Consider the following 23,428-nt stretch of genomic DNA (forward strand, 5'->3'; position numbering starts at 1 on the left):
ATGTAACCTCAGCGTGGTCTCCTGAAAGGGACCTTGATGCATTCGATGTAACCTCAGCGGGGTCTCCTGAAAGGGACCTTGATGCATTCGATGTAACCTCAGCGGGGTCTCCCGAAGGGGACCCCGATGCATAAGTCAAAATGATCTATCCCTCCAACCAACTCATCAGGTATTCATCAATGAACCTTTCCTCACTTTTCAGCCAGGTATAGTTGCGCAGCCGGCCTTCGATCTGAAAACCTGAACGTTCATACAGGCGGATGGCTCTTTCATTGTCAACAGCTGTACTCAATTCTATCCGCTTAATACCATTTGCTTTCGCTTTTTGGATGATGGCTTCCATCAGGGATTTGCCATAGCCCTTGCCGCCATGGTCGGGATGGATGGCCACACCACCCAGGTATACCATATGGCTATTGCGATGGTATTGGGGTACCAGTTTGCACATGCCCACCGGTTCGCTACCTGCCTCCAGCACATACAAGACCTGCTTGTCCATCAGCTCCTGCCAGACGGGACGGAACTCCTCTTCGCCCATCCATTCATAGAGCAGGTAGGGATTGACATCGGGATGCATGTATAGCTCATAGAAAAAGTTGAAGTCGGTTGCTTCGGCCGGCCTTAGTTGTGGGTCCATATTATTCCTCCGGTTTGTTTTCCATCTGGCTGATGATCTTGTTCAACTCTGTTTCTGTGGAGCGCAGCCTCGATTGGCAAAAGGCGATCAGTTCGGATGCACGCTTTACCTTTTCTGCCAGCAGGTCGATGGATATGGTTTCATTCTCGATCTCCTGCGCGATCTGCATCAATTCTTCATAAGCCGATTCATAGGTCAATTGCTGGTCCATCGTACAATTTTTTTGATTCTACAATTGCTTTGATCTCCGTTGCCGACAGGATCACGCTGATGGTTTGTCCCGGCTCGATCTGGTCGGGGTTGGCCGTGATCTTGCCGTCCACCTTCACCAGGGCAAAACCCCTCTTCATGATCTGTTCCGGTGAAGCCATCCTGAACAAACTGATCCGGTGCTCCAGGTCCTGTTTCCTGTTGCGGAGATATTGTTTCATGAGCAGTTTTAACCGCTCCTTATAGTGAATGATCTGTTGTTGTTCTACCGCCAGCATCGACAACGGTTTCCTGCTTACCAGTGAGGCTGCGTTATTCAATGCTGATCTGTTATCAAACAGCAGTTGTCGCGCTTGCGTGCCCAGGTCCTGTTGTAGTCTGCCCAGTGAATACCGTTGATTGTCGAGCAGGTCGCGTGAAAGGTTGATCACATTGTGGTGAATGGTGTTGACCGCCCTTGCTTCGCGATGCAGCAATTGCTGGCATTTGATGATGATATCCCGCTGGGCCGTAACCAGTTCTGCCTCAAAACTGGCATTGTGCTGGATAATGAGTTCCGCCGCTTTGGTGGGGGTTTTGGTGGCGGTATGTGCCATCAGGTCCACAATGGTCTCATTCTTTTGGTGACCGATACCGGTGATCACGGGAATGGGGAATTGCGCCACTGTCTTGGCCAGGGGGAACTGGTCGAATACCAGGAAGTCGGTTTGTGCACCGCCGCCCCTGATGATCACCACGGCATCATAGTGGCGCCCGCTTTTCCTGATCTGCTGCAGTTTCATATTGATCGCCTCCGCATTGAACTCGCCCTGCACCACCGTATGAAAAAGCTCCGCATGGAAGGTATAACCATAAGGGTTATGCGAAAGTGTGTGGATGAAATCCTGGTAGCCGGCTGAAGAGCTGGAACTCAGTACGGCAATGTACTGGATCACCTTGTTCAATTGCAGCGACTGGTTGCTGGTATGGTATTGTTCCCCGATCCTTCGAACGTCCTGGGGGCATTCTTTCAACAAGCGTTCCAGTGTGGCCTGTCTTTGCTGTTCGATAGCACCCAAGGTAAACCGGGCATCGATATCCAGCAGGTTAAGCTTCAGGCCATAAACCGGGTGGTATTCCACAGCCACTTTTACCAATACCTGGATATCATTGGTGAATCGCTGTCCTGTTTCCTGTTCAAAGGCCTTGATCCTTTGGGAGCCAGTGCCCCATGCCGTAGTGGAGAGTTTGGCGAGGATCTGGTTGGATCGCTTGTCCTTCTCCACCAGGTCAAAATAGTGATAGCCTTTCTGGTAATAGAAATTATGGCTGGTCACATCGGCCACCACCCAGAAGCTTTGGCGCGCAAAAGCATCTTCCAGGGTCAGTTTGATCATGGAAGCGAGTTGCGAAAGGCTTATGGTCGGCACAGTTGACATGGCATCAATAATAAGAAGATTTCAGCAGCAATAAGAGCAGTATGGATAAATGGAAGGGGTTAAGCCAGTAACTTCAATACATGCTTTTAGTTAGGGGACTTGATCTTCCTGGCCAGGTCATTGACCGCTTTGGCCATGCGCTCGATCCGCTTTTCTTCCAAACTTACCGCTCCGATCCATTTGATCCATTGGAGTTGTTCAGTTTCCGGGAGGCTTTGGAAGAAGGCGAGTGCGGCTGGTTCATCTTGCAGGCATTCGAGGAAATCAGGGGGAACATCAATGCTGTTGGTGTCGGCATACAGGATAACCTCGATCCAATCGCCTGCTTCTTTTTTGATCTTCTTGCGTATTGCTGATTTCACGGGCAGGAAGAGTTGACCATTGCCCATGGGCATCAGGTGGTAATGTTGCAGTTCCACCCCATCGATACTGCCATTGACCCTTACCCAACCGAAGGGGCTATGGGGATCCTGCAGTATTTCAGGTATACGGGCATAGGTCCAACCTCCCTTCCCGGGGAATTTTTCGAGTTGGACCTTTTTATGCAGAATGGGCTTTTGTTGCATGGATAGAATAGAATAAGGGGAGGGCAAAGTTAGCGGAATAGTTTTTTGGAGTTGTAACAGAAAGAAATTCCAATGAATCATCATCCTGATGAATAGTAGGAGAGAAATTCATCGGGAGTCCTTTTCGACTACGCCCGCTGGCGTGATGAGATGTACTATCCCCCGTCGCCCCCGTTGTGTCTTATGACCAACGGGTAATAACAACGAAAACTATTTCTAACCCCATCAGGGTCTCCCGGAGGGGACCCTGATGAATGGTTGGATGAAAATTCATCGGGGAATCTTGAAGAGTACCACTATGGATTGAAATGATTTGGCTCCCCGTCGCCCCAGTTATGTCTTATGACCAACGGGTAGTTGGAAGATTAGCTTGACTGTTGGATGCATAAATATTTCGCCTTCTATACATCGGGGTCTCCCGAAGGGGACCCCGATGGGGTAAAAATAAATGTGGGTACACGGTAGCCCCTTCGGGAGACCCCGATGGGGCTAAAACAGAAAGATATCCCGATGAACCATTATCGTGCTATTCATCAGGCTCCCCTTCGGCAGACGCTGCTGGGGTGAATGGTCGGGTAGAAATGGTTGGTGTACAATCACATCTTCACATCTCATGATTTTATCACAATGCATGCCCGCAATATTTGCAAAAACTGGCATCCGGATCATGTCCTTCGCGGGAACAGTTGGGACAAGCCTGCGCCTTGGGTTCCTGGTGACGGGCGGCTTTCGACAGTTCTACTGTGACAATACCAGTGGGTACGGCCAGGATGGCATAACCCAGCAACATGATTAAAGAAGCAACTACTTTACCCATTGGGGTGATCGGAGAGATATCACCATAACCAACCGTGGTGATGGTCACTATGGCCCAGTAGATACTTTGGGGTATGCTGGTGAATTTTTCATTTTGGCCGCTTTCCACCACATAGATGATGGCACCCAGGATGATGCTCAGCAGCAACACGAACGACAGGAAGATAAAGATCCTTTGGGCGCTGGCTTTAAGCGCCAGGATGATGGTGGTGCCCTCGCGCACAAACTGGCTGAGCTTGAGGATGCGGAAGATGCGCATCAGTCGCAATGCCCTGATGGCCATCAGGAAATGGGTACCCGGCAGGAAAAGGCTGAGGTAGGTAGGGAGGATGGACAAGAGGTCGATCCATCCATAGAAACTGGTGATATAATGAATGGGCTGCTTTACCGAGAGTATGCGAAGAATATATTCCACCGTGAAGATGATGGTCAGTATCCATTCCAGGTCGTACAACAGGTCGCCATACTGTTCATGAACGGAGGGGATACTTTGTGCCATCACCAGGACCACACTTAAGGTGATCAGCAAAAGCAAAGCCAGGTCGAATTGCCTGCCTGCACGGGTATCTGATTCAAAGATGACGGTAAAGAGTTTCTCCCGCCAAGATTTGCTGGGGCTAGCTTCATTCATACCATAAGTTACAAAAGAGCGTCCAACACCGGAAGGTTTTGCGTTTTAATCACGCTTGATGCGGTAAATGGGAACAGGAGGGTCGAAATACTGGTCGCTTTCAGATTGCTTAAAGATCTTCCTGGCCACATCCATACCCTGTATCACCTTGCCAAAAGCTGCATAACCCTGGCCATCGGGATTATTGGGTCCGCCATGATCGAGTCCGGGCTGGGTGTCCATGCAAATGAAGAATTCAGTGGTTGCCGTTCCGGGTTCGAGGCGGGCAAAGGATACCGTCCCGGTTACATGTTTCAGCCCGGTTTGTTGGGTGCTTTCGTGCGGGATGCCCGGCACTTTGGGTCGGTTCTTGCTTCCCCAGCAACCGCCTTGTATGAGCTCTGCCTTAGGGGCATTGGAAGGTTGGTTGTCGTTGTTGAGGACACGGTAAAAGGAGATGTCCTTGTAATAACCTTTATCTATATACGAAAGGAAGGCTGCCACACTTTTCGGTGCCTGCTTAGGGTAGAGCTCAACGGAGATATCGCCCTCTGCTGTTTCAATGACCACCACGGGCTTGTCAGTCGGGCGGCTGCTGCAGCCCGCGAACAGGATCAACATTACCAGGATTGGTAGCATCGTTTTCATTGGGTGAAGGTAATGAAGTCGTGTAAATGGTGGAGTAACGCGTGGGCTGCTTTGAGGGGTTGTTACGTAAGCGGCATGAAACGGCTGCGCCAATTTTAATTTTCATTTGTTTCACCTCAGCAGGGTCTCCCGCAGGGGACCCTGATGAATTTCAGCAGAGTCAGGTATTTTTTTAGCCCCAGCGGGGTCTCCCGAAGGGGACCCCGATGTATAAAAGGGGAAATATTTATACATCCACCAGCTAAGTTCATCTTCCAACTACCCGTTGGTCATAAGACACAACGGGGGCAACGGGGGATAGTACATCTCATCACACCAGCGGGTGTGGTTGCAAAGGACTCCCGATGAATTTCTCTCCTATTATTCATCAGGGTCCCCTGCGGGAGACCCTGCTGAGGTGAAATGTATAAAGGCAAAATATTTATACATCCACCAGCTAAGCTCATCTTCCAACTACCCGTTGGTCATAAGACACAACGGGAGCAACGGGGGATAGTACATCTCATCACGCCAGCGGGCATGGTTGCAAATGACTCCCGATGAATTTCTCTCCTACTTTCATCAGGGTCCCCTGCGGGAGACCCTGCTGAGGTGAAAAATGCATGAACCTCTCCACACCTCGCCCGCCGTAGCTACAGCAGACGTAGGTCTTCACACAGTGCCCGTCGCAGCTTTAGCGGAGGCGGGTCTCCACACTTCGCCGGCCATAGCTTCAGCGGAGGCCGGTCTCCACATTTTCTCACACTGCCCACCGAAACTTTAGGGGAGGTGGGTCATTTAATCCTTCTTCCTCTTCCTAACTTCCCTGTATGGAAACTTCTTTTTTGCAGGTGATGCTTTCCTTATTAGCAGGGGTGCTGCTGATCGTTTGGCTTACGGCCAGGATCCGGCTGCATCCCTTCTTCGCCTTGTTCCTCGCTGCCTTGCTGGTAGGATGGGGCGTGGGCATACCCACCCTCCAGGTGCTCGATACCATGAGATCCGGCTTTGGTCATATCATGCAGTCCCTGGGCTTCATCATTGTCCTGGGGACGGCATTAGGTATTTTGTTGGAGAAGACCGGCAGTGCCACCGTGATGGCCACCCATATCCTTCAATGGATCGGGCCGAAGTTCGCGACACTGGCCATGGCCATCACCGGTTATGTGGTGGGATTGCCCATCTTCTGTGATTCCGGCTTCATCGTACTCAGCGGCCTTAACAAGTCTGTCGCCATCCGCACTGCCCAACCCATTGCCGTAATGTCGGTTGCCATGGCAGCGGGATTGTATTCCGTCCATTGCCTCATCCCTCCCCACCCTGGTGCCGCAGCCGCCGCGGGGATCATTGGGGCCGACTATGGCAAGCTCGTGATCGTTGGCATGTTGCTAGCCATCCCGGCCATGTATGTCGGTTATAGATGGGCGTTATATGCGGGAAAGGGTACTGAACTTTTGGAAGACCGGGAAGAAAAGGCAGGCACTGCTTCCACAGGCATCCTGCCACCTGCCTGGAAGGCCTTCCTTCCTGTGTTATTGCCCATCCTGCTCCTGACCCTTCGTTCTATCCTGTATCCGGTAAAGCCTGCATCACCGGGGTGGAAGGATATCCTGTATTTCACCGGTGAGCCGGTGATCGCCCTGGCCATTGCCCTTCTGCTTACCATTGGCCTGAACAGGGGATGGCGGGATAGCCATTTTAATTACTGGCTGCAGGAGTCGGCAGAGAAAGCAGGGGGCATACTGGTGATCATTGGCGCGGGTGGGGCATTTGGTGCCGTGCTGGCGGCTACCCATTTGGGTGAGCACCTGGGTGCTCGCCTGCCCCTCGAAAGCCTGGGCATTTTCTTCCCTTTCCTGGTTACCTCATTGCTAAAGACGGCACAGGGTTCTTCCACTGTGGCCATCATCACCGCCGCTTCACTGGTTCAGCCCCTGTTGCCGCAACTGGGATTAGAATCCCCCGATGGCAGGTTGTATACGGTGCTGGCCATGGGTGCGGGTTCCATGATGGTATCCCATGCCAATGATGCTTATTTCTGGGTGATCGCGAAATTCCAGCAGGTACCGGTACATGTGTTGCTGAAGGTATACACGATCGCCTCCATCCTGATGGGATTGGTGAGCTTCCTGCTGGTTTGGCTGGTCAGCAGCATCTGGCCCTGAGGTAACCAACCAGTACCCCGACCTAATTAAAATCAGTCCTTTAACTGTTCAATATTTGTTGCCGTTAGAAAAAGGCTGGGTAAATTCGAATTCACCATTAACCTTTCTCTATGGCCATAAGGACCAATTTCTCCCATTTCAAATCGAGCCCTGTACTCAGCGAAATTGAAGGATGGGCCAGGCAGATCGCTGCCCAATGTGCTGCGGACCATATCCACTTATGCGATGGGTCGCAGGAAGAATATGATAACCTCTGTAAGCTGCTGGTAAAGAAGGGCACCTTCATTCCCCTGAATCCGGAAAAGCGCCCCAATAGCTTTGCCTGTTTCAGTGATCCCAGCGATGTGGCAAGGGTGGAAGACAAGACTTTCATTTGTAGTCGTTTGCAATCAGATGCTGGTCCCACCAATAACTGGATGGAACCCGCACAGATGAAGAAGACCCTCAATTATCTTTTAGAAGGAGCCATGAAGGGAAGGACACTCTACGTTATCCCCTTCTGTATGGGTCCGCTTGGTTCGCCCTATGCCAGGTATGGCGTGGAGCTGACCGATTCCGAATACGTGGTGGTGAGTATGCGCATCATGACGCGCATAGGTGAGCAGGTATTGCCCCATATGACCCGTCATTTTGTGAAATGCCTTCATACTGTCGGGGCGCCGCTGGAGCCGGGGCAGAAGGATGTACCCTGGCCCTGCAATCCGGATGTGAAATATATTTCCCATTTCCCTGAAGAGCGGTTGATCATTTCCTATGGAAGTGGTTACGGTGGCAATGCCCTGATGGGAAAGAAATGCTTTGCCCTGAGGATCGCTTCAGTGATGGGAAAGGAAGAAGGCTGGCTGGCCGAACATATGCTGATCCTTGGGGTGAGATCTCCTGAAGGTAAAAAGACCTATGTGGCAGCTGCCTTCCCCAGTGCCTGCGGCAAGACCAATTTCGCCATGATGATCCCGCCGAATACCTTCGATGGCTGGAAGATCACCACGGTGGGCGATGATATTGCCTGGATCCATAAAGGCAAGGATGGAAGGTTGTATGCGATCAACCCGGAAGCCGGCTATTTTGGTGTGGCACCGGGTACCAATGCCAAGACCAATCCCAATGCCATGGAGTCGATCCGGGCCAATACCATCTTCACCAATGTGGCGTTGACCCCGGACAAGGATGTATGGTGGGAAGGCATGACCAGGGAAATCCCGGAAGGACTTACCGACTGGCATGGAAAGCCATGGGATCCATCAAGTGGAAAGCCAGCTGCCCATCCCAACTCCAGGTTCACCGCACCTGCCCACCAGAACCCAGCGATCGATGAGGGTTGGGATAACGTGAATGGCGTGCCCATAGATGGCTTCATTTTTGGTGGACGGCGCAGCACAACTGTACCCTTGGTTTACCAGTCCTTCAACTGGAATTTCGGGGTTTACCTCGCCACTACAATGGGTAGTGAAATGACGGCCGCTGCCTTTGGTGAACTGGGAAAGGTTAGGCATGATCCCTTTGCCATGTTGCCCTTTATCGGTTACCATATTGGCGACTATGTAAACCATTGGCTGCAGTTCGGAAGAAACCTGCCCAATGCCCCGCGCATATTCGGGGTGAACTGGTTCAGGAAGGACGAGAACGGGCAGTTCATCTGGCCGGGATTTGGACAAAACATGCGTGTACTGCAATGGATCGTGAAAAGGATCAATGGCCAGGCTTCCGCAGTGGAAAGTCCAATCGGCTGGATGCCCAGGCATGAGGACCTCGACTGGGCGGATATGGAGTCATTCGATGCGGTAGATTTTGATAAGATCATGGCCGTAGACCGGGAACCATGGAAGAAGGAATTATTGTCGCACGAAGAATTGTTTTCGCGGATGTATGATAAGCTGCCCAAGGAATTCTTCTTTATGCGCGAACTGTTGCTGTCCTCACTATGGCGTTCACCCGAACACTGGGGGCTTCAACCAGAGTGGGTAGAGCATCATTAATCAGTTTATCAAGTATTCATTATTTGCAAGGATTCTATCAGTTACATGAAGGATAGCACCGCTACCAATGATCCCAAATCAAGCCTGAGGGAACTATTCCTTGCTGGTATTGCAGCCGTTGATCCCGAGAGGTTACTACTGGCCAATGTTAAGCGAATAGAAGGGCAAATTCATGTTTGTGACCAGGTATATAACTTAAATGCTTATACGAATATCATTGTAATGGGAGCAGGTAAGGCCAGTGGACAAATGGCTGCTGCTCTCGAATCGGTCCTGGGTGAAAGGATCAGCAAAGGATTGGTGATCGTCAAACATGGGCATGCTTCGCCTTCCCAATTCATTACGATAAGGGAGGCTGGCCACCCGGTCCCGGATGCAGCTGCCTTCAGCGCCACCCGGGAATTATTGCATTTGGTGGAAGGGGTCAGTCCGACTGATCTGGTGATCGGATTATGGTCGGGTGGCGGGTCATCTTTACTTGCGGATGGTCCGGGTGGCGTTCCAGATGAAGCCATGGTTGGCCTAAACGCATTGCTGGTAAGCAGCGGGGCGGGTATTGACGAGATCAATGCCGTTCGCAAACATTTATCGGGGATCAAGGGTGGGCAGCTGGCCAGGAAGGTATACCCGGCCACCATGGTCAATTTACTTCTCTCGGATGTGCCGGGCGATTCGCCAGCTGTGATCGCTTCGGGTCCCACCTGCCCTGATCCTTCAGGCTTCGTTGATGCATGGGAGGTAGTGCATAAGTATAAGCTTGCTTCTGCCATCTATCCTGACCTGTTAAGGGTATTGGCAGCCGGGGTAGCCGGACAGTTACCCGAAACCCCCAAGCCGGGTGATCCCGTTTTTGACCGGGTAAGCAACCATATCATCGGGAGTAACCGGATAGCATTGAAAGCCATTGCTGCTGCTGCCGGGAAAGCCGGTTTATTGGTTGTGAAAGATGACCTGGATTTGCATGGTGACACCGTGGCAATGGCGGAAGCGATTGTACCGGAAGCTAAACGCTTACAAACGGATCCTTCGGTTCGCAAACCATGTTGCTGGATTATGGGCGGGGAAACCACTTTGAGAGTAGGGGGACCCGGACGGGGTGGAAGGAACCAGCACATGGCACTGGTAATGGCCAAACTGCTTGCGGGAACCTCAGGCATCACCGTCCTGTCGGCAGGTTCTGATGGCACGGATGGTCCAACTGATGCGGCAGGTGCTGTAGCAGATGGAAGGACTTTCCCGGATGCCCATGCGAAAGGGATCGATGGAGAGGCAGCAATAGGGGATTTTGATGCGTATCATTTTTTCAGCAATGCGGGTGGTCATATTATTACTGGTCCAACCAGGACCAACGTGATGGATATTGTGATTATTCTGGTTGAATGACTTTGAGCCGAGCATTGAATAACGTAACTTACTACTATGTCTCTCCAGGGAAAGATCCACCAATACAAGATCATCATCGATAGTTTGCTCCATTCCAAGGGACGCAGCAGGAAGCAACTGATGTCGGCCCTGGAGACTGCAGGATTTCAATTGAGTCCCCGCACTTTTGAACGCTTATTGGAAGGCCTTCGTTACGAATACAAGATCAGTATCCCCTATGATGCCGCGAAGAACTGCTACAGGATCGATGAGGATACACTGCCACAGGTAGCTGACTTCATGCGATTTTGTAAAACAGGTGAGGTGGCTGCATTTGGACAGACCCTGATGGCGGAGCCTGCGCAGGCACTGAAGCATATTTCCTTCGGCAATAGCAGTGAACTGAAAGGTATCCATTGGCTCGACCCACTTTTCAGGGCCATCACCAGCCAGCAACAGGTGAGCTTTCGCCATGAGAATTACCACAAGGGGACCTTTAAGGAGTTTGTGGTGGAACCCTACCTCCTGCGTGAATACCTCTACCGCTGGTACCTGGTAGGCTATACACCTGATGGTGAACTGCGGACATTTGGGGTGGACAGGATCCATGACCTGAAATTGCTGGAGCAGACCTTTGAGCCGAAGAAAAAGTTTCCCTATGCCGATCTCTTCAACCATGTGGTAGGGGTAACCTATGATGTAGATAACCCCTCTGAAGTGATCCTGAGGGTTTATCCGAAACAGGATAAATACCTCCTGAGCTTTCCGCTGCATGCCTCACAGGAAGTGGTGAAGCAGACAGAAGACTATACCGATTTCAGGTATTTTGTCGTACCCAACTATGAACTCATCCAGCGCCTGCTGGCGATGGGGACCGAGGTAGAGGTCCTGGAACCCAAGTCCTTGCGCAAATCAGTAAGGGCTATCCTGAAAGAAGCCTACCAGCGGTATAAGTGATGAATGATTTTCGGTTAAGCATTTGTGTTAGTAGCGATCCGTCCCTGCGTTTATTTACCCCACAACTATTGCTTTATGGATACTATTGCAACCATTTTAAGGGAACATCCTGAATTGGCAGTTTTCCTGACCCTGGGATTTGGCTTCCTGATCGGCAGGATCAGGATCGGCAGTTTCCAGGTAGGGGCCATGTTAGGGACCTTATTTGCCGGGATGGTAGTTGGACAGCTTACCATAGAGATACCCGAGGTGGTGAAGATCATTTTCTTCGACCTTTTCCTATTTGCAACTGGCTACAAGGTTGGTCCCCAGTTTTTTTATGGGTTGAGGAAGGATGCCTTGCCCATGTTCCTTCTCACGATCGTGGTGTGCGTAGGATGCCTGGTCACGGCGATCCTGGTCTCCAAATTCCTGGGGTATGATGTGGGTACTGCTGCCGGCATCCTGGCTGGGGCCTTTAGTGAATCCACCGTAATTGGTACGGCCAGTGAAAGCATCAAGAAACTGGCCATCTCCCCGGAAGAACAGAAACAGCTGATCAATAATATCCCCATTGCTTATGCGGTTGCTTACCTGGTGGGTACTACTTCACTGGTTTGGTTCCTTTCCAATATGGCACCTAAGTTATTGGGCATTGACCTGAAGAAGGAATGCGCCGTACATGAATCGACCATGATCTCAGCAGGGACGCAGGAGAGTGATGAGCAAACTGCTTTAAAGGAATGGTCTATCCGATCCATTCAACTGGATAAGGACCATTGGGTAGGCAAAAGCATTGGTGAGGCTGAAAGGAGTTTCCCAGGTAAGCGGATCGTGATCCACCGGTTGCGTAGATTGGGGGCTATATTGGAGCCCGGTCCCGAATTGGTTTTACAGGAAGGCGATATATTGGCGATCGCTGCCCGGCAGGGTGTTATCCTTGACATCATGAATGGCATTGGTAAGGAAGTAATGGATCGCAAACTGCTTGATTATCCCATGAGGGAATTTGAACTCGTTGTAAAGGGAGACAGGATCGTCGATAAGACCTTAAAGGAGATTGCTACCACCTATGGGGAAGGGGTATTACTTGAAAAGATCACCAGGGCAGGTCAGGAATTACCTTTTCAGGCAGACACTGTGGTGCATGCCGGGGATGTCCTTACCATCTATGGCCGTAAGGAGGATGTGGACCGGTTGACCACCACCCTTGGTGTACAGCAATTGAAAGGGGTGAACACCGATATCAGTTTTGTGAGCCTGGGTATTGTGCTGGGTGGACTGGTTGGCTTACTGGCTACCAGTTGGAACGGGATCACGATCACCCTTAGTACCAGCGGCGGTGCATTGGTTATGGGTTTGGTATTTGGCTGGATCCATTCCCGGACACCGAAATATGGTAATATTCCCGAGGCCGCACTTTGGATATTTGATAACCTGGGCTTAGCTACTTTCCTTGGTATCGTTGGTTTGTCTGCGGGACCTTCATTCATTTCCGGCCTGCAGCATACGGGCTGGCAGATCCTTCCTGCAGGGCTGGTTGTTGCGCTGGTGCCACATATCATTGGATTGTATTTTGGCCGCTATGTGTTGAAGATGAATCCTGCTATCCTGCTTGGTGCCCAGTCGGGTGCCGGGACCACCACTATTGGTCTTAAAGCCATCCAGGATGCAGCCGGTAGTAAGGTGCCAGTTCTCGGTTATACCATACCGTATGCATTGGGAAATATTCTCCTGACTGCATGGGGTCCGGTGATCGTGTCCATTATGACGAGACCTTAGTGGCCACTAAAACCAGTTACCTTAAATATCGTTGATCAGGCCTTTGGTTATAGTAGTGCAGCCTTGATGTGGGCAACCAGTTCCTTATCCTGCAGGAATGCTCCAACAAGAAGATCAGGATTTGTTAAAGCAAAGGGGAAGTCTTTTCTTATTCTTTCAAGGATTAGTGCAGCATCTTTTTCGTTGCCCAGGCCTTTGTGACAAACCAATTTCAGTAAATCCTCCCATGGTGTTTCAGGACGGTTCATTTTCTCCGCCCAATACAAGGCATTACTATAATCACGATGGTGAATGAAGTAAAAAGAAAGCCCGGCATTCAACCACCATTGGTAGAAAGGGTTGAGGTTGATGGATTCATCGAGCATCTTGAAACCCCGTTCGTATTCCCCACAACAGATAAGGATAAAGCCCATGGCACCCTGTACTCCTGCAGCGACAGGTTTGATCCTGGACCATTCTTCTATGGCCTTCAGGCTTTCGGTTTTGTTTTGCAGGAAGAGTGAAGCCAGTGCAATGGTTTGGTAGGCATGCTGACAGGTAGGATCAATCCGTATGGCTGTTTTGCCATAGGTTACTGCCTTCTCCAATTGGTCGGTGACCAGTTTACTTTTATGCCCCATGAAAAATCCACCGATCAACACTTCACCCAGGATCGCCCATCCAAGGGCATAGTTCCTGTCTTCTTCCACTGCCCTGGATAAAGCGGCTTCTGCCTTGTCAAAGGTTTCCTCCGACAGGTCACTAACAAAATAGTAGTACCAGTTGATGGCATTGAAATTATCGAGGTCAGCAGGCTGGTGGTTGGGTGGAAGCTTGGCAATGTGCCTGGAAATAGCACCATGGGAACCTGCTGTCTGGCTAACTACCTGCCAGACGATCTCATCCTGGATATCAAACAAATTGGTTTCATTGCCAGACCGTTCATAAGTATTGGCCCAAACCTGCTCACTGGTGTCACTCCTGGTCAATTGGACCGTAATGCGGATCCTGTTGGTACTAACCTGGATGCTACCTGTAAGGATATACCTGGCATCGAGGACCAGGCCTGCTTCCCTGACATCCGCAACTTTATCTTTGATCTTCCTGCAGGAGAAATAGGAAATGACCGATAGATCAGCATACTTGGTGAGCTCGGTGCTCAGGTGGTCACAAAACCCATCCGCATAAGAAAGGGAGTCGGTTTGTTTGTTGTCGTAATACCTGAATGGTAATACCGCTACCGTGATCCTCCTTGACCTTGCCTCAATTTTCGCAAGGGGCCTTGCTTCAGGAACAACGCTTTGCTTATTAGAGAATTGTGGCACATAGGAACCTTTGGGAATGCTGATCAGGATCTCATCCTCACTGCCTTCTGTTTCATAGTATTCGCTTAATGCACGTCTTAGCCTGCCAGCGTGGATGCGGACGATCGGGCTTTTTTGGGGATTAAAGTCCGGCTCCCTGGAGAGCACTTTAACGGCAATGGTATATTCCTTCAGTTTAGCATCTTCCCCTGCCAGAGTTTCCTTCACAATGAAACTCAGGAACCTTGACAAGGCAGCTGAGTGTTGAAAATTTTCTGTTGCCAGTATTTTCCCCAATTGTTGGTGGATGCGTTCAGGACTAATAGTGTTAGTGGTCACGTTTTACCTTTTGCTTTACTGTAAACCGGTTTTTCAAGGCAGGATGCGTTGTAAGGAAAGGTAATATTGTAAGGAGAACGGGCACAATATAGAGAAATAAAACAATCAACAAATATGACCCGTGAATTGGATTATATGATCAGCAGGTATCCCGAACACCGGGGACAATTGATTGAGCTGTATGAGAATAGTGCGAACTTCAGGTCCTTATGCGATGATTTCTGGCAGTGTCATGATACCCTTAAGCGCCTGGTGGTAATGGAGGAAAAGGATGAGCGATTGGAAAACTCCTGCCGCATGCTCTGCATCAACCTTGAGGAAGAAGTGATGAAGTCTTTACAATCCCAGTCCTGAATCCCTGCCCCAGTATTAACCAGATAAAAGCATTACAATGAAACCAGCCTTTCCCCTGATGGCTTTTGGTTTGATGGCCATCTTTTCTTCCTGTAATAACCAGCCATCCACCAAACAGGAATCCACAGCCAGGCCCAATGTACTGATCATCCTGGCAGATGATATGGGCTTCAGCGACATCGGTTGTTATGGGGGAAATATCTCAACCCCCGTAATAGATGGACTGGCAAAGGAGGGAATGAAGTTCTCCAACTTCCATGTGCTGCCCACCTGTTCCCCAACAAGGTCAGCGCTATTGACAGGAAACGATAACCATGTGGCCGGCCTGGGCATTATGGGTGAATTGGATTACCCTGCCTTGCATGAGTTGAACCTCCCGGGCTATGCTGCAGAATTGAGCCAGCAGGTAGCTACGATACCAGAACTATTGGCCGGGAATGGTTACCATACCTATATGACCGGTAAATGGCACCTGGGTGAAGGACCGGGCAAGGATCCGCACGACAGGGGATTTGAGGAATCCTTTATCCTGGGAACCGGCGGTGGCAGCCATTTTAATGACAGGAAGGCATTGGCCCCTCCGCAGCACATGGAATATACCCGCAATGGTGTAGTAGTTGAGCCACCGCAAGACTTTTATTCCACCCGTAACTACACCGATTCCATGATCCGCTTCATCAATATGCACAAGGAGGATGGCAAACCTTTCTTCGGCTACCTTTCCTATACTGCTGTGCATGATCCACTGCATGCTCCAAAGGAGTATATCGATAAGTACAAGGGAAAGTTTGACATGGGATGGGATTCCCTCTGGACCATGCGCCTCAGCAACCTGAAGGCATTAGGTTTAGTGGATCAGGGGATCAATAAGTTCGTGAAGAACCCCTCTATTCCTACATGGAAAAGCCTTAGCAAGAAGGAACAGCAGGATTATGCCCGTGATATGGAAGTGTATGCGGCTATGCTCGAGTACATGGATATGAGCATTGGAAGGGTGATCGATTACCTGAAGAAGGAAGGGCTTTATGAGAATACCATGATCCTGTTCTTATCCGATAATGGCCCCAATGGCGCCATGGCAACCGCTTACCCAGGAAATGAAGACCATAAGTACCTGGACAGCTTCAATAATCAACTCGATAACCGTGGCCTAAAAGGATCATATATAGAAATGGGGCCGGGATGGGCGCAAGCTTCAGCAGCTCCCTACCGCCTTTTCAAGGGATTTGTCGGCGAGGGCGGCATCAAAGCTCCTTTATTGGTTAAAATGCCCGGACAGGCCAAATCCAACGGACAATGGAACCATGGGATGCTCCATGTTACCGATATCATGCCTACTATTCTTGAATTGACGGGCACAACCTATCCCGCGGAATATAGGGGCAGGAAGATCCACCAGTTGATCGGCAAGTCAATGCTGCCTGTATTGAAAGGGGATTCTGCCACCATCCACAGTTCTGATGGTATGGGCTGGGAATTATTCGAAATGAAAGCTTATATCAGGGGCAACTGGAAACTGATGCGGTTGCCCAAACCATTCGGTTCAGGCCAATGGGAGTTGTATGACCTGTCAAAGGATCCGGGTGAAACGACTGACCTCTCCATCCAGTTCCCTACTGTTAAGCAAGAATTGATCGAGGCATGGGGAAAATATGCAAAGGAGAATGAGGTGTTCGACCACAAGGGGCATTTTGATTCACTTTATCGCAAGAGCTATGGATTGGATGATGAGTAGTGGGGACTGTTCAGAATTACCCAGACAGGGTTTCGAATAGAGCCACAGTATACTTCATAAGGGATAGGGAAATTACAGATGAATGCCCGTGGTGGGTAGAAGAATAAATTTATGATAATGCAAGAAGTCATCAAATCCCTAAGGCGTGCAGCAGTCCTGTTCTTGCTGGTTAAGGCTTCCGCAGAGGTTGAAGCACAGCAAACAAAAGAACAAGAGAAAGCCGGCTTATTCCACCATCACCGGTTTACCATCATGATGGCCAATGCCCATATTCCCAATATGGATGGCATAGAAGGCCAGAATAAGTTTACGGTGGTGCCTGCATGGGGGTTTGATTATGATGCATGGTTCAATGAAAAATGGGCCATAGGCCTGCACAATGAGCTGATCCTGCAACAGTATAAGGTAGAAAAGGAAGAAGACAAGACGATCATCGAAAGAAGCTACCCGGTAGCTTCCACGCTGGTAGGTCTCTTTAAGCCGGGCAGGCATCTTACCATCATTTCAGGTATTGGTGTTGAGTTGGAAAAAAGTGAAAGCCTTGGATTGTGGAAGATAGGTATCGATTATGGTTGGGAGCTGCCAAAGCAATTTGAACTAAGCATTTGCCTGCAGTATGACAACAAGTTCAAGACCTATGACAGTTGGTTATTTGGGATCGCTGTCAGCAAGATCTCCAGCCGTAAAAAACATCCTGAGCCTTCCAGTCAATAGAAAAATAGCGGGGACTAGCTTAAACGAATATCATGGATAAGGGGAGCATACAATGTAAGAACTGTGGCCATCATTTTGACTCGAATTTCTGCAACCAATGTGGCCAGAAAGCCGACACCTACCGGATCACCTGGACGGAGGTGCTTCACCATCTCCCCCATGCCCTTTTCCATATTGACAGTGGCTTCTTCTTCACGCTAAAGGAACTTGCCACGAGACCGGGTCATACCATCAGGGAATACCTGGAAGGGAGAAGAAAACCCCATTTCAGCCCCTTTCTCATGCTGGTGCTGCTGGGTGGATTGACCACTATTCTTTTTGTCCATTTTCACTTACCAACCATTTTTGCTTCCATCCGGCTGGACCAACTCGAACAGGAACATTCGACCATTGCCCATAAGTATTTTGCCTTAAGGATGCTGGTATTTGTAACGGTATGCAGTTTGGGTGACAGCTTATTCTTTCGCAGGCAGGACTATACTTTCCCGGAAATGTTTGTTGCCAACACCTTCATTTTCTGCGGTGTTTCCGCCATACAGTTATTGTCTATTCCTGTAATGGTTATGGCAAAACAAAGTACTGCCCATATGGCCATCAGCATGGGGATAATCGGATTGGTCATGGTCTATCTGGTATGGTCAAGGGTTCAATTCTTCAACTTGAATAGTGGTATGTATCTCCTGCGCATCATCCTGGCAGTATTGCTTTACCTGGCGGCAGTAATCGCCATAGGACATTTTATTATCCGGCCATTATTCGCTGTTTCAACCAACTTACACTCATGAGAGCGTACCTGGGCATATTCAATTGGCATAGCCTGCTGATCCTTTTCCTGGCCCTGGCCAGTTCATTGGCAGCCTTGCAGTGGCAACTCAGCATCCACCTTGATTTCCTTGTACTGGGGTTGTTGGTGGTCTTCCCCCTGACCCTAACCATCAAGGAGGCGTTCAAGCGCCGGGAGCGGGCCATCCAATATCTTTCTGCAATGGAAGCTTCCTTGCGCTCCTTCTACTATTGCTTCTCCAACAGCAAGCTGGATCCAAGCGGGAAACAGTTGGCCAATGAACTTCTTTACAAGGCATCGTCAGCATTACATGCTTTCCTGACGGGGCAACACCAGGATATCAAAAGGGTAAGTGAGGGGACAGACCAGATTGCCAGTTTTATTACGGAGAACCGAAAGGTGTTGAAAGGTGCCCTGTCCCAGAAATTGATGTTATCGCTGTTCCGGGCAAGGGAATGCACCAATTTCCTTGTGGCGACCAAGCGGCACCATACCCCTTTAGGTATCCGGACCATTGCCCTCATCGCCATCTATAGTTTTGTGATCTTTTACCCCGCTTCAGTACTCGATCAACAAGGTTTCCAGGTTCCCCTTTGGTATCTATTCGCTATGACTGCATTTAAGGCCATCTTACTAATCTCCCTCTTCAATGTCCAGGTACAATTGGAGGACCCTTTCAGGATGGGTGGTCCCGATTCTATCAAACTGATGGATTTTGAATTGATTGATTTGCGGCTAGCGGTGGAAAGTAATGGGTCTAAAATGGTGGGTTCGGCTAAGAACGATGATGAAGACGAAGAAGGTGAAGTTTTTCTATGAATGCATTCAGTCAAGTTGAGTATTTTCATTATATGAAGAAGTTAGGTCTGGCATTGGTGTTTTGCCTTTCAGGATTTGTCCAGGTATTTGGGCAAACTGAGTTCGACTCCCTCAAACGTAACAGTATGCTGGATACCATGTACCAGCCTTCCAATAAGCCGACCATCCGGACCGAGTTTGCGGAACTCAAGATATCGGGGTTTGTCCAGCCAGCATTCTATTTTGATTATAACAATGTGCTGAGCAGTGATCTTTTTATTACTTCAGAAATCCCAACTACTGGTCAGACCGACATTAAGTTCAACAGGGTCCATTTCTCCGCCAACCAGAGCCGGATGGGGTTTGCCTTCAAGTTCCCGACAGCTGGAAAGAACACTACTGCATTTATTGAAGCAGATTTTTTTTCCAGTGCAAAAGGTGCCAATTCGAATTTCAGGCTGAGACATGCTTACCTGACCTATGGTGAATTCCTGATTGGTCAATCCTGGACCAATTTTGGCGATGTATCTAATTCCCCGAATACCCTTGACCTGGAAGGGCCCAATTCAATGCCGGCATCAAGGGTGGCCCAGGTAAGATGGAAACGGCAATACACCAAGAAGTTCAGCCTGCTGTTGGCAGCAGAGGAGCCGCGGGCTGATTATACGCCATTGGATAGCGCCCAGAGTGTAAAAGCGGCATTTCCCGAAGTGGTGGTTAAGCCTGCCATGAATTTTAAGCAAGGTAAATGGATCAGTTCAGTGATCTATAAACCCATTGTGTATACCGATAAGGACTATAGTTTCAAGAAAAGGATCAGGGCCTGGGGGGTGACCAGTTCCCTGACCCTTAATATCCCGGACCAGCCTAAGGCTATACTGAAAGGGATCAGGAAAAAGGTAGTGAATGTTTTTGTCATCCTTGGTAACGGTACGCAAGGTGCTGTCAATGATTTTGGCGGCCTGGGCTTTGAAGCATTGCCTTCAGATAGCGTTACCCTGAAAAGCCTGATGTATTATGGTGGTTATGTATCCTTCAGTTTTGTATTCAAAAAGCGGTGGTCCTCTACCTATGTAATGAGTTACCTCCACCAGGAAAAGCCGGAAGGCGTAGAAGATTTTTTCAAGAAGAGCAATTACTTGTCAGCCAATGCCATTTATGCCATCAATAAATATTTTACTGCTGGTGGCGAATTCCTTTTTGGTTCAAGGGAGAACTATGACAATACAAAGGGCAGGGCATTCCGGGTCATGGCCTTGATGAGGCTCATCTTTTAAACTGGTTAACCAACTACCATTATTCCGGTTTCCTTTGCTTTGATCCTTTCTCCAACAAGACCTGGCCTTTACTATGCCTGAGTTCTTTCGGAACATGTAGCCTTATCAAAGTATAGTATAGATTGTTTATTTTTAATATATCCTGGTGATCCCGGATGGTGGATCAATAAGGATGATTGAAAAACAACAATGCTGACATTTTCCCGGGCCAAATCATACCTGTTCCTATTCCTGGCATTCATACCGGGATATTGCCAGATGGTAATGGCACAACAGAGCCTGATAGAAGATGCAGGAGTCAATAGCTTATTGACCGGAAAGCAAAGAAAAGCCCTCAGCATCCTAAAGGGCCTGGATACTACCAGTCCTTCTCTCCTTTGGCCTAACCTTAGCCCGGATCTCTTCTTTTCCAACATCAGGAAGAATATTGAACACCCGGAATCCATCAACCAGGGACAACAAACCAATTTTTGCGGCTATGCTGCCCTTACCCACCTGCTGTTAAAGTACCAGCCGGATGTATATGTGCAATCCATATATACCTTGTACCGGGAGGGGGCGCTGGTGGTCAACCGGAAATCCATTAAGCCATCTGAAGCAGTGCGGAATGCTGCCGGTACCCTCAGGCGCAAGGGTGAACTAGACATGCTGCATGCCAACCAAATGTGGTTCTTATCGCTGGCTGATGCCTTTAAAGGTTACATGAATATTGTAGACCACCATTACCAGCCGGGAGATGAGAATAAGATATGGGCAGGCACCAACCTGGCCAAGTTCAACAAGATGGTGAAGGTGTTCACGCAAAGAAAGCTTGAATTGACCGGCTCAGATTTTATCCGTCCCTGGAAGGATGATTATTATGCCTACCTCAAACAACAGTTGCAGGAAGGTGTGGTGATGTTGTTTGTCAACAGCAAATACCTATACCCCCATAAGCACAATGTGCTGAAGTTAAGGGCCCCCACCCATTTCATTGTATTGTACGACCTTAATAAGATCAATGATGTCCTGGACTTTAAGTACTGGGATTATGGCTTGAAAACCGAACAGTTTATCACCAGGAAAAGATTGAAGCGATTGATTTTTGGGATCACTACCATTACCAAATATAATGAGGAGGAAAAACTTTAATACCTACTGCTGGTTCCTGGCATATGTTTGCCTGGCATTGTCATGCGCTTCTGCCTCCAAGCGAAAGTCTGACCAATACTATTTTGCCAACAAAGAGGCCCTGCATGACCTCAAGTCGGCTTATGACCTGTTGTATGACCAACAGGCTTTTTCAGCAGGGTTTACCGATAAGTCATTCCGGTATTACCTGATGGAAGTGAATACCGACACCATCAGGTATATCTATGATACCGAAAGGAGTGAGGCACAACTCATCTCAAGTATTGCAAGGTTTGGCTATGATACTGCACTGATAAGAAAGTTTTCCCGCCAGTTACTGGAATTGAAATGCCTCTGGATATCGAAGGCAAGCTTTTATGAGAATGGAAGAAAGGAAACGGTTACCTATTTGTCCTTCCGGTCTGCCAGTTCGGGAAATGTTTTTGTCGAGAACAAATACTTCATCCTGGTCTTCCTTCCCAAGGCCATACTCTCAGAGGAATTCAAGAAGAGGATAAAGAAAGGGGACCTGGTAAGGATCGAAGAAGATGTTTACTTCACAATTGGGAATAAATTCAGGTAGTAGTTAGGCAGCCAGGATAGCATCCCAACGAGGGTCAAAAGGCTGTTCAATAGCAGCTTACAAGTTTACCATGCTGGATTTTATGGAAGATGGAACCAATAGGTCATACAGATAGAAAAGCGGCTTATGGACGATAGCCACAAGCCGCTTGACTAAGGTATTCTTCAGTACTTCCCTGAGTGGGGATGAAATGTTTGCCAGGAATGCCAGAATTCCTGGTAGGCCTGGATCCGCGCTAACTGTTTTCCCTTCAAGAAACCATCAACACATTTTCCATCGGCATTCCAGACAGAGCCTGTTTGGGTATCACTCATCTGGTTGGTGCCGGCCGGTTGGAACCGAAGATAGAGGCTGTCTATTTTTCTGTCCCATGCATGAAAGGAGGCTGAATCCGTTTCCATCAGCAGTACTGTTGCCAGGCCAGGAAGGGAGTCGTTCACCACCTTCTCCCTTATCAAACGGTTCCAGTCATATGCTTTTGCAGCTGAAGGGGTAGAGATACCAACCACCCATGATTTGAATTGCCAGGATGATGTATCCCTGCGCGTCAGGTCGCTCTTTCCCTGCCCCTTATCGTATTTGTCAAGATGTGCATAGTCTTCCTTAAAGTTATCATCAGGTTGCATGACCAGCGAAGTCGGGTAGGCTTCCAGCCACCTGTCTAGACGGACCTGCTGTGATGGGATCTCCTTTAACGAAGTTCCCTTTAATGGTCCGGCGATGGCCATTCCAGTTGCCTGCTGCCACCAACTCTTGGTACTTGCATCTTCGAACATGGCATTGAAATGATCCATCCCTACCAACCTGAAGTCTTCGGTTTTGCCCTTTACGTCCGGACTGAATACACGTCCCGTGCGGCAAACAGTACAATAAGTTACCATTACAGGGATCCCGCCAACTGTATCCCTAACCTGGTGGTGATAGCCGATCAACTGGATGGGATAGGCTTTGGCTTCCCCATTGATGCTTACACCTATTACCAGCTTCTCTCCTTTGATACTGTTCTTGTCACCTGTAGCAAACATCTTCTGCTTCGGTTGGTAGAACATTTTATCGGCCAGGAACCTGAAGTTGAAGAGATAGCCTACTACTGCATATAGAACCAGCCCAAGCAGTAATGCATAGCGCTTCCAGGAGGAGGGTTGGCGAAGGAAATAAAATAGCGGGTAGGCGATGATCGCCCAGCCTATCAGTCTTAACCAAAGGATATTGTTATGTAACCAATAAGCAATGCCGATGGTGTTGGCCGACTGGCTACCGGGAAAGGGCATGATGAAATATACCCTCAGGACCTCGAGCAGGATGAGCAGGATCAGTCCAATGATTAGTGTAACGGCTTTCATTCG

The 23,428-nt window shown here is 49.1% G+C and carries 21 protein-coding genes; 13 read left to right on the forward strand and 8 right to left on the reverse strand.

What is annotated here, in order from left to right:
* Positions 1 to 145 precede the first annotated feature (145 nt).
* The 6 genes from KJS94_RS14140 to KJS94_RS14165 form a co-directional block, all read right to left on the reverse strand.
* Positions 146 to 637 carry a GNAT family N-acetyltransferase gene (locus KJS94_RS14140; protein ID WP_214448128.1) on the reverse strand — a complete coding sequence of 164 codons (492 nt, stop codon included), beginning with the start codon at positions 635 to 637 and terminating at the stop codon, positions 146 to 148.
* Position 638: 1 nt separating this feature from the next.
* A complete protein-coding gene (gene xseB, locus KJS94_RS14145) occupies positions 639 to 848 on the reverse strand; it encodes an exodeoxyribonuclease VII small subunit (protein WP_214448129.1) in 210 nt (69 codons plus the stop codon).
* Positions 826 to 2,265, reverse strand: coding sequence for an exodeoxyribonuclease VII large subunit (gene xseA / locus KJS94_RS14150; RefSeq protein WP_214448130.1), 1,440 nt, complete (start codon positions 2,263 to 2,265; stop codon positions 826 to 828). Before xseA ends, xseB begins: the two co-directional genes overlap by 23 nt.
* Before the next feature lie 86 nt (positions 2,266 to 2,351).
* Positions 2,352 to 2,831 carry a YdeI/OmpD-associated family protein gene (locus KJS94_RS14155; RefSeq protein ID WP_214448131.1) on the reverse strand — a complete coding sequence of 160 codons (480 nt, stop codon included), beginning with the start codon at positions 2,829 to 2,831 and terminating at the stop codon, positions 2,352 to 2,354.
* Positions 2,832 to 3,453: 622 nt separating this feature from the next.
* Positions 3,454 to 4,278, reverse strand: a complete 825-nt coding sequence (locus KJS94_RS14160; RefSeq protein WP_214448132.1) for an ion transporter — start codon at positions 4,276 to 4,278, stop codon at positions 3,454 to 3,456.
* Between the two features lie 45 nt (positions 4,279 to 4,323).
* A complete protein-coding gene (locus KJS94_RS14165) occupies positions 4,324 to 4,905 on the reverse strand; it encodes a peptidylprolyl isomerase (protein WP_214448133.1) in 582 nt (193 codons plus the stop codon).
* 809 nt (positions 4,906 to 5,714) lie between these two features.
* On the opposite strand from KJS94_RS14165, the gene KJS94_RS14170 reads away from it, so the two are divergent.
* The 5 genes from KJS94_RS14170 (at position 5,715) to aspT (ending at position 13,105) form a co-directional block, all read left to right on the forward strand.
* Positions 5,715 to 7,049: a GntP family permease gene (locus KJS94_RS14170; protein ID WP_214448134.1), complete on the forward strand. Its 1,335-nt coding sequence runs from the start codon at positions 5,715 to 5,717 to the stop codon at positions 7,047 to 7,049.
* 110 nt (positions 7,050 to 7,159) lie between these two features.
* Complete coding sequence (locus KJS94_RS14175) at positions 7,160 to 9,025, forward strand: phosphoenolpyruvate carboxykinase (GTP) (protein ID WP_214448135.1); 1,866 nt, start codon at positions 7,160 to 7,162, stop codon at positions 9,023 to 9,025.
* A gap of 45 nt (positions 9,026 to 9,070) precedes the next feature.
* Entirely contained in the window at positions 9,071 to 10,408 is a 1,338-nt protein-coding gene (locus KJS94_RS14180; protein ID WP_214448136.1) for a glycerate kinase type-2 family protein, read from the forward strand.
* 36 nt (positions 10,409 to 10,444) lie between these two features.
* Positions 10,445 to 11,344: a helix-turn-helix transcriptional regulator gene (locus tag KJS94_RS14185; protein ID WP_214448137.1), complete on the forward strand. Its 900-nt coding sequence runs from the start codon at positions 10,445 to 10,447 to the stop codon at positions 11,342 to 11,344.
* A gap of 75 nt (positions 11,345 to 11,419) precedes the next feature.
* Positions 11,420 to 13,105, forward strand: coding sequence for an aspartate-alanine antiporter (gene aspT / locus KJS94_RS14190; protein ID WP_214448138.1), 1,686 nt, complete (start codon positions 11,420 to 11,422; stop codon positions 13,103 to 13,105).
* 47 nt (positions 13,106 to 13,152) lie between these two features.
* Here aspT and KJS94_RS14195 read toward each other — a convergent pair whose 3' ends face one another.
* A complete protein-coding gene (locus KJS94_RS14195; RefSeq protein ID WP_214448139.1) occupies positions 13,153 to 14,727 on the reverse strand; it encodes a tetratricopeptide repeat protein in 1,575 nt (524 codons plus the stop codon).
* 114 nt (positions 14,728 to 14,841) lie between these two features.
* On the opposite strand from KJS94_RS14195, the gene KJS94_RS14200 reads away from it, so the two are divergent.
* From KJS94_RS14200 to KJS94_RS14235, 8 genes are all read left to right on the forward strand, one after another.
* Positions 14,842 to 15,081 carry a hypothetical protein gene (locus KJS94_RS14200; protein WP_214448140.1) on the forward strand — a complete coding sequence of 80 codons (240 nt, stop codon included), beginning with the start codon at positions 14,842 to 14,844 and terminating at the stop codon, positions 15,079 to 15,081.
* Positions 15,082 to 15,118: 37 nt separating this feature from the next.
* The gene (locus KJS94_RS14205; protein WP_214448141.1) at positions 15,119 to 16,816 is read left to right on the forward strand and encodes an arylsulfatase; all 1,698 of its coding nucleotides are present in this window, start codon (positions 15,119 to 15,121) and stop codon (positions 16,814 to 16,816) included.
* A 117-nt stretch (positions 16,817 to 16,933) separates the two neighbouring features.
* Positions 16,934 to 17,530, forward strand: coding sequence for a hypothetical protein (locus tag KJS94_RS14210; protein WP_214448142.1), 597 nt, complete (start codon positions 16,934 to 16,936; stop codon positions 17,528 to 17,530).
* A 32-nt stretch (positions 17,531 to 17,562) separates the two neighbouring features.
* Complete coding sequence (locus tag KJS94_RS14215) at positions 17,563 to 18,315, forward strand: DUF3667 domain-containing protein (RefSeq protein ID WP_214448143.1); 753 nt, start codon at positions 17,563 to 17,565, stop codon at positions 18,313 to 18,315.
* Positions 18,312 to 19,133 (forward strand): hypothetical protein, encoded by an 822-nt coding sequence (locus KJS94_RS14220; RefSeq protein ID WP_214448144.1) that lies wholly within the window; start codon positions 18,312 to 18,314, stop codon positions 19,131 to 19,133. The genes KJS94_RS14215 and KJS94_RS14220 overlap by 4 nt, the downstream gene beginning before the upstream one ends.
* Positions 19,134 to 19,165: 32 nt before the next feature.
* Positions 19,166 to 20,389 (forward strand): DcaP family trimeric outer membrane transporter, encoded by a 1,224-nt coding sequence (locus KJS94_RS14225; protein ID WP_214448145.1) that lies wholly within the window; start codon positions 19,166 to 19,168, stop codon positions 20,387 to 20,389.
* A 189-nt stretch (positions 20,390 to 20,578) separates the two neighbouring features.
* Entirely contained in the window at positions 20,579 to 21,520 is a 942-nt protein-coding gene (locus KJS94_RS14230) for a hypothetical protein (RefSeq protein WP_214448146.1), read from the forward strand.
* Positions 21,501 to 22,082, forward strand: a complete 582-nt coding sequence (locus KJS94_RS14235) for a hypothetical protein (protein WP_214448147.1) — start codon at positions 21,501 to 21,503, stop codon at positions 22,080 to 22,082. The genes KJS94_RS14230 and KJS94_RS14235 overlap by 20 nt, the downstream gene beginning before the upstream one ends.
* A gap of 164 nt (positions 22,083 to 22,246) precedes the next feature.
* On the opposite strand, the gene KJS94_RS14240 is transcribed toward KJS94_RS14235, so the two are convergent.
* Complete coding sequence (locus tag KJS94_RS14240; RefSeq protein ID WP_214448148.1) at positions 22,247 to 23,425, reverse strand: DUF3179 domain-containing (seleno)protein; 1,179 nt, start codon at positions 23,423 to 23,425, stop codon at positions 22,247 to 22,249.
* Positions 23,426 to 23,428 lie beyond the last annotated feature (3 nt).

The organism is Flavihumibacter rivuli (assembly GCF_018595685.2).
Classification (GTDB): Bacteria; Bacteroidota; Bacteroidia; order Chitinophagales; family Chitinophagaceae; genus Flavihumibacter; species Flavihumibacter rivuli.

Coding starts and splice junctions, on each gene's coding strand:
- KJS94_RS14140 (WP_214448128.1), bottom strand. CDS start 637: ATGGACCCACAACTAAGGCCGGCCGAAGCAACCGACTTCAACTTTTTC.
- xseB (WP_214448129.1), bottom strand. CDS start 848: ATGGACCAGCAATTGACCTATGAATCGGCTTATGAAGAATTGATGCAG.
- xseA (WP_214448130.1), bottom strand. CDS start 2,265: ATGTCAACTGTGCCGACCATAAGCCTTTCGCAACTCGCTTCCATGATC.
- KJS94_RS14155 (WP_214448131.1), bottom strand. CDS start 2,831: ATGCAACAAAAGCCCATTCTGCATAAAAAGGTCCAACTCGAAAAATTC.
- KJS94_RS14160 (WP_214448132.1), bottom strand. CDS start 4,278: ATGAATGAAGCTAGCCCCAGCAAATCTTGGCGGGAGAAACTCTTTACC.
- KJS94_RS14165 (WP_214448133.1), bottom strand. CDS start 4,905: ATGAAAACGATGCTACCAATCCTGGTAATGTTGATCCTGTTCGCGGGC.
- KJS94_RS14170 (WP_214448134.1), top strand. CDS start 5,715: ATGGAAACTTCTTTTTTGCAGGTGATGCTTTCCTTATTAGCAGGGGTG.
- KJS94_RS14175 (WP_214448135.1), top strand. CDS start 7,160: ATGGCCATAAGGACCAATTTCTCCCATTTCAAATCGAGCCCTGTACTC.
- KJS94_RS14180 (WP_214448136.1), top strand. CDS start 9,071: ATGAAGGATAGCACCGCTACCAATGATCCCAAATCAAGCCTGAGGGAA.
- KJS94_RS14185 (WP_214448137.1), top strand. CDS start 10,445: ATGTCTCTCCAGGGAAAGATCCACCAATACAAGATCATCATCGATAGT.
- aspT (WP_214448138.1), top strand. CDS start 11,420: ATGGATACTATTGCAACCATTTTAAGGGAACATCCTGAATTGGCAGTT.
- KJS94_RS14200 (WP_214448140.1), top strand. CDS start 14,842: ATGACCCGTGAATTGGATTATATGATCAGCAGGTATCCCGAACACCGG.
- KJS94_RS14205 (WP_214448141.1), top strand. CDS start 15,119: ATGAAACCAGCCTTTCCCCTGATGGCTTTTGGTTTGATGGCCATCTTT.
- KJS94_RS14210 (WP_214448142.1), top strand. CDS start 16,934: ATGCAAGAAGTCATCAAATCCCTAAGGCGTGCAGCAGTCCTGTTCTTG.
- KJS94_RS14215 (WP_214448143.1), top strand. CDS start 17,563: ATGGATAAGGGGAGCATACAATGTAAGAACTGTGGCCATCATTTTGAC.
- KJS94_RS14220 (WP_214448144.1), top strand. CDS start 18,312: ATGAGAGCGTACCTGGGCATATTCAATTGGCATAGCCTGCTGATCCTT.
- KJS94_RS14225 (WP_214448145.1), top strand. CDS start 19,166: ATGAAGAAGTTAGGTCTGGCATTGGTGTTTTGCCTTTCAGGATTTGTC.
- KJS94_RS14230 (WP_214448146.1), top strand. CDS start 20,579: ATGCTGACATTTTCCCGGGCCAAATCATACCTGTTCCTATTCCTGGCA.
- KJS94_RS14235 (WP_214448147.1), top strand. CDS start 21,501: ATGAGGAGGAAAAACTTTAATACCTACTGCTGGTTCCTGGCATATGTT.
- KJS94_RS14240 (WP_214448148.1), bottom strand. CDS start 23,425: ATGAAAGCCGTTACACTAATCATTGGACTGATCCTGCTCATCCTGCTC.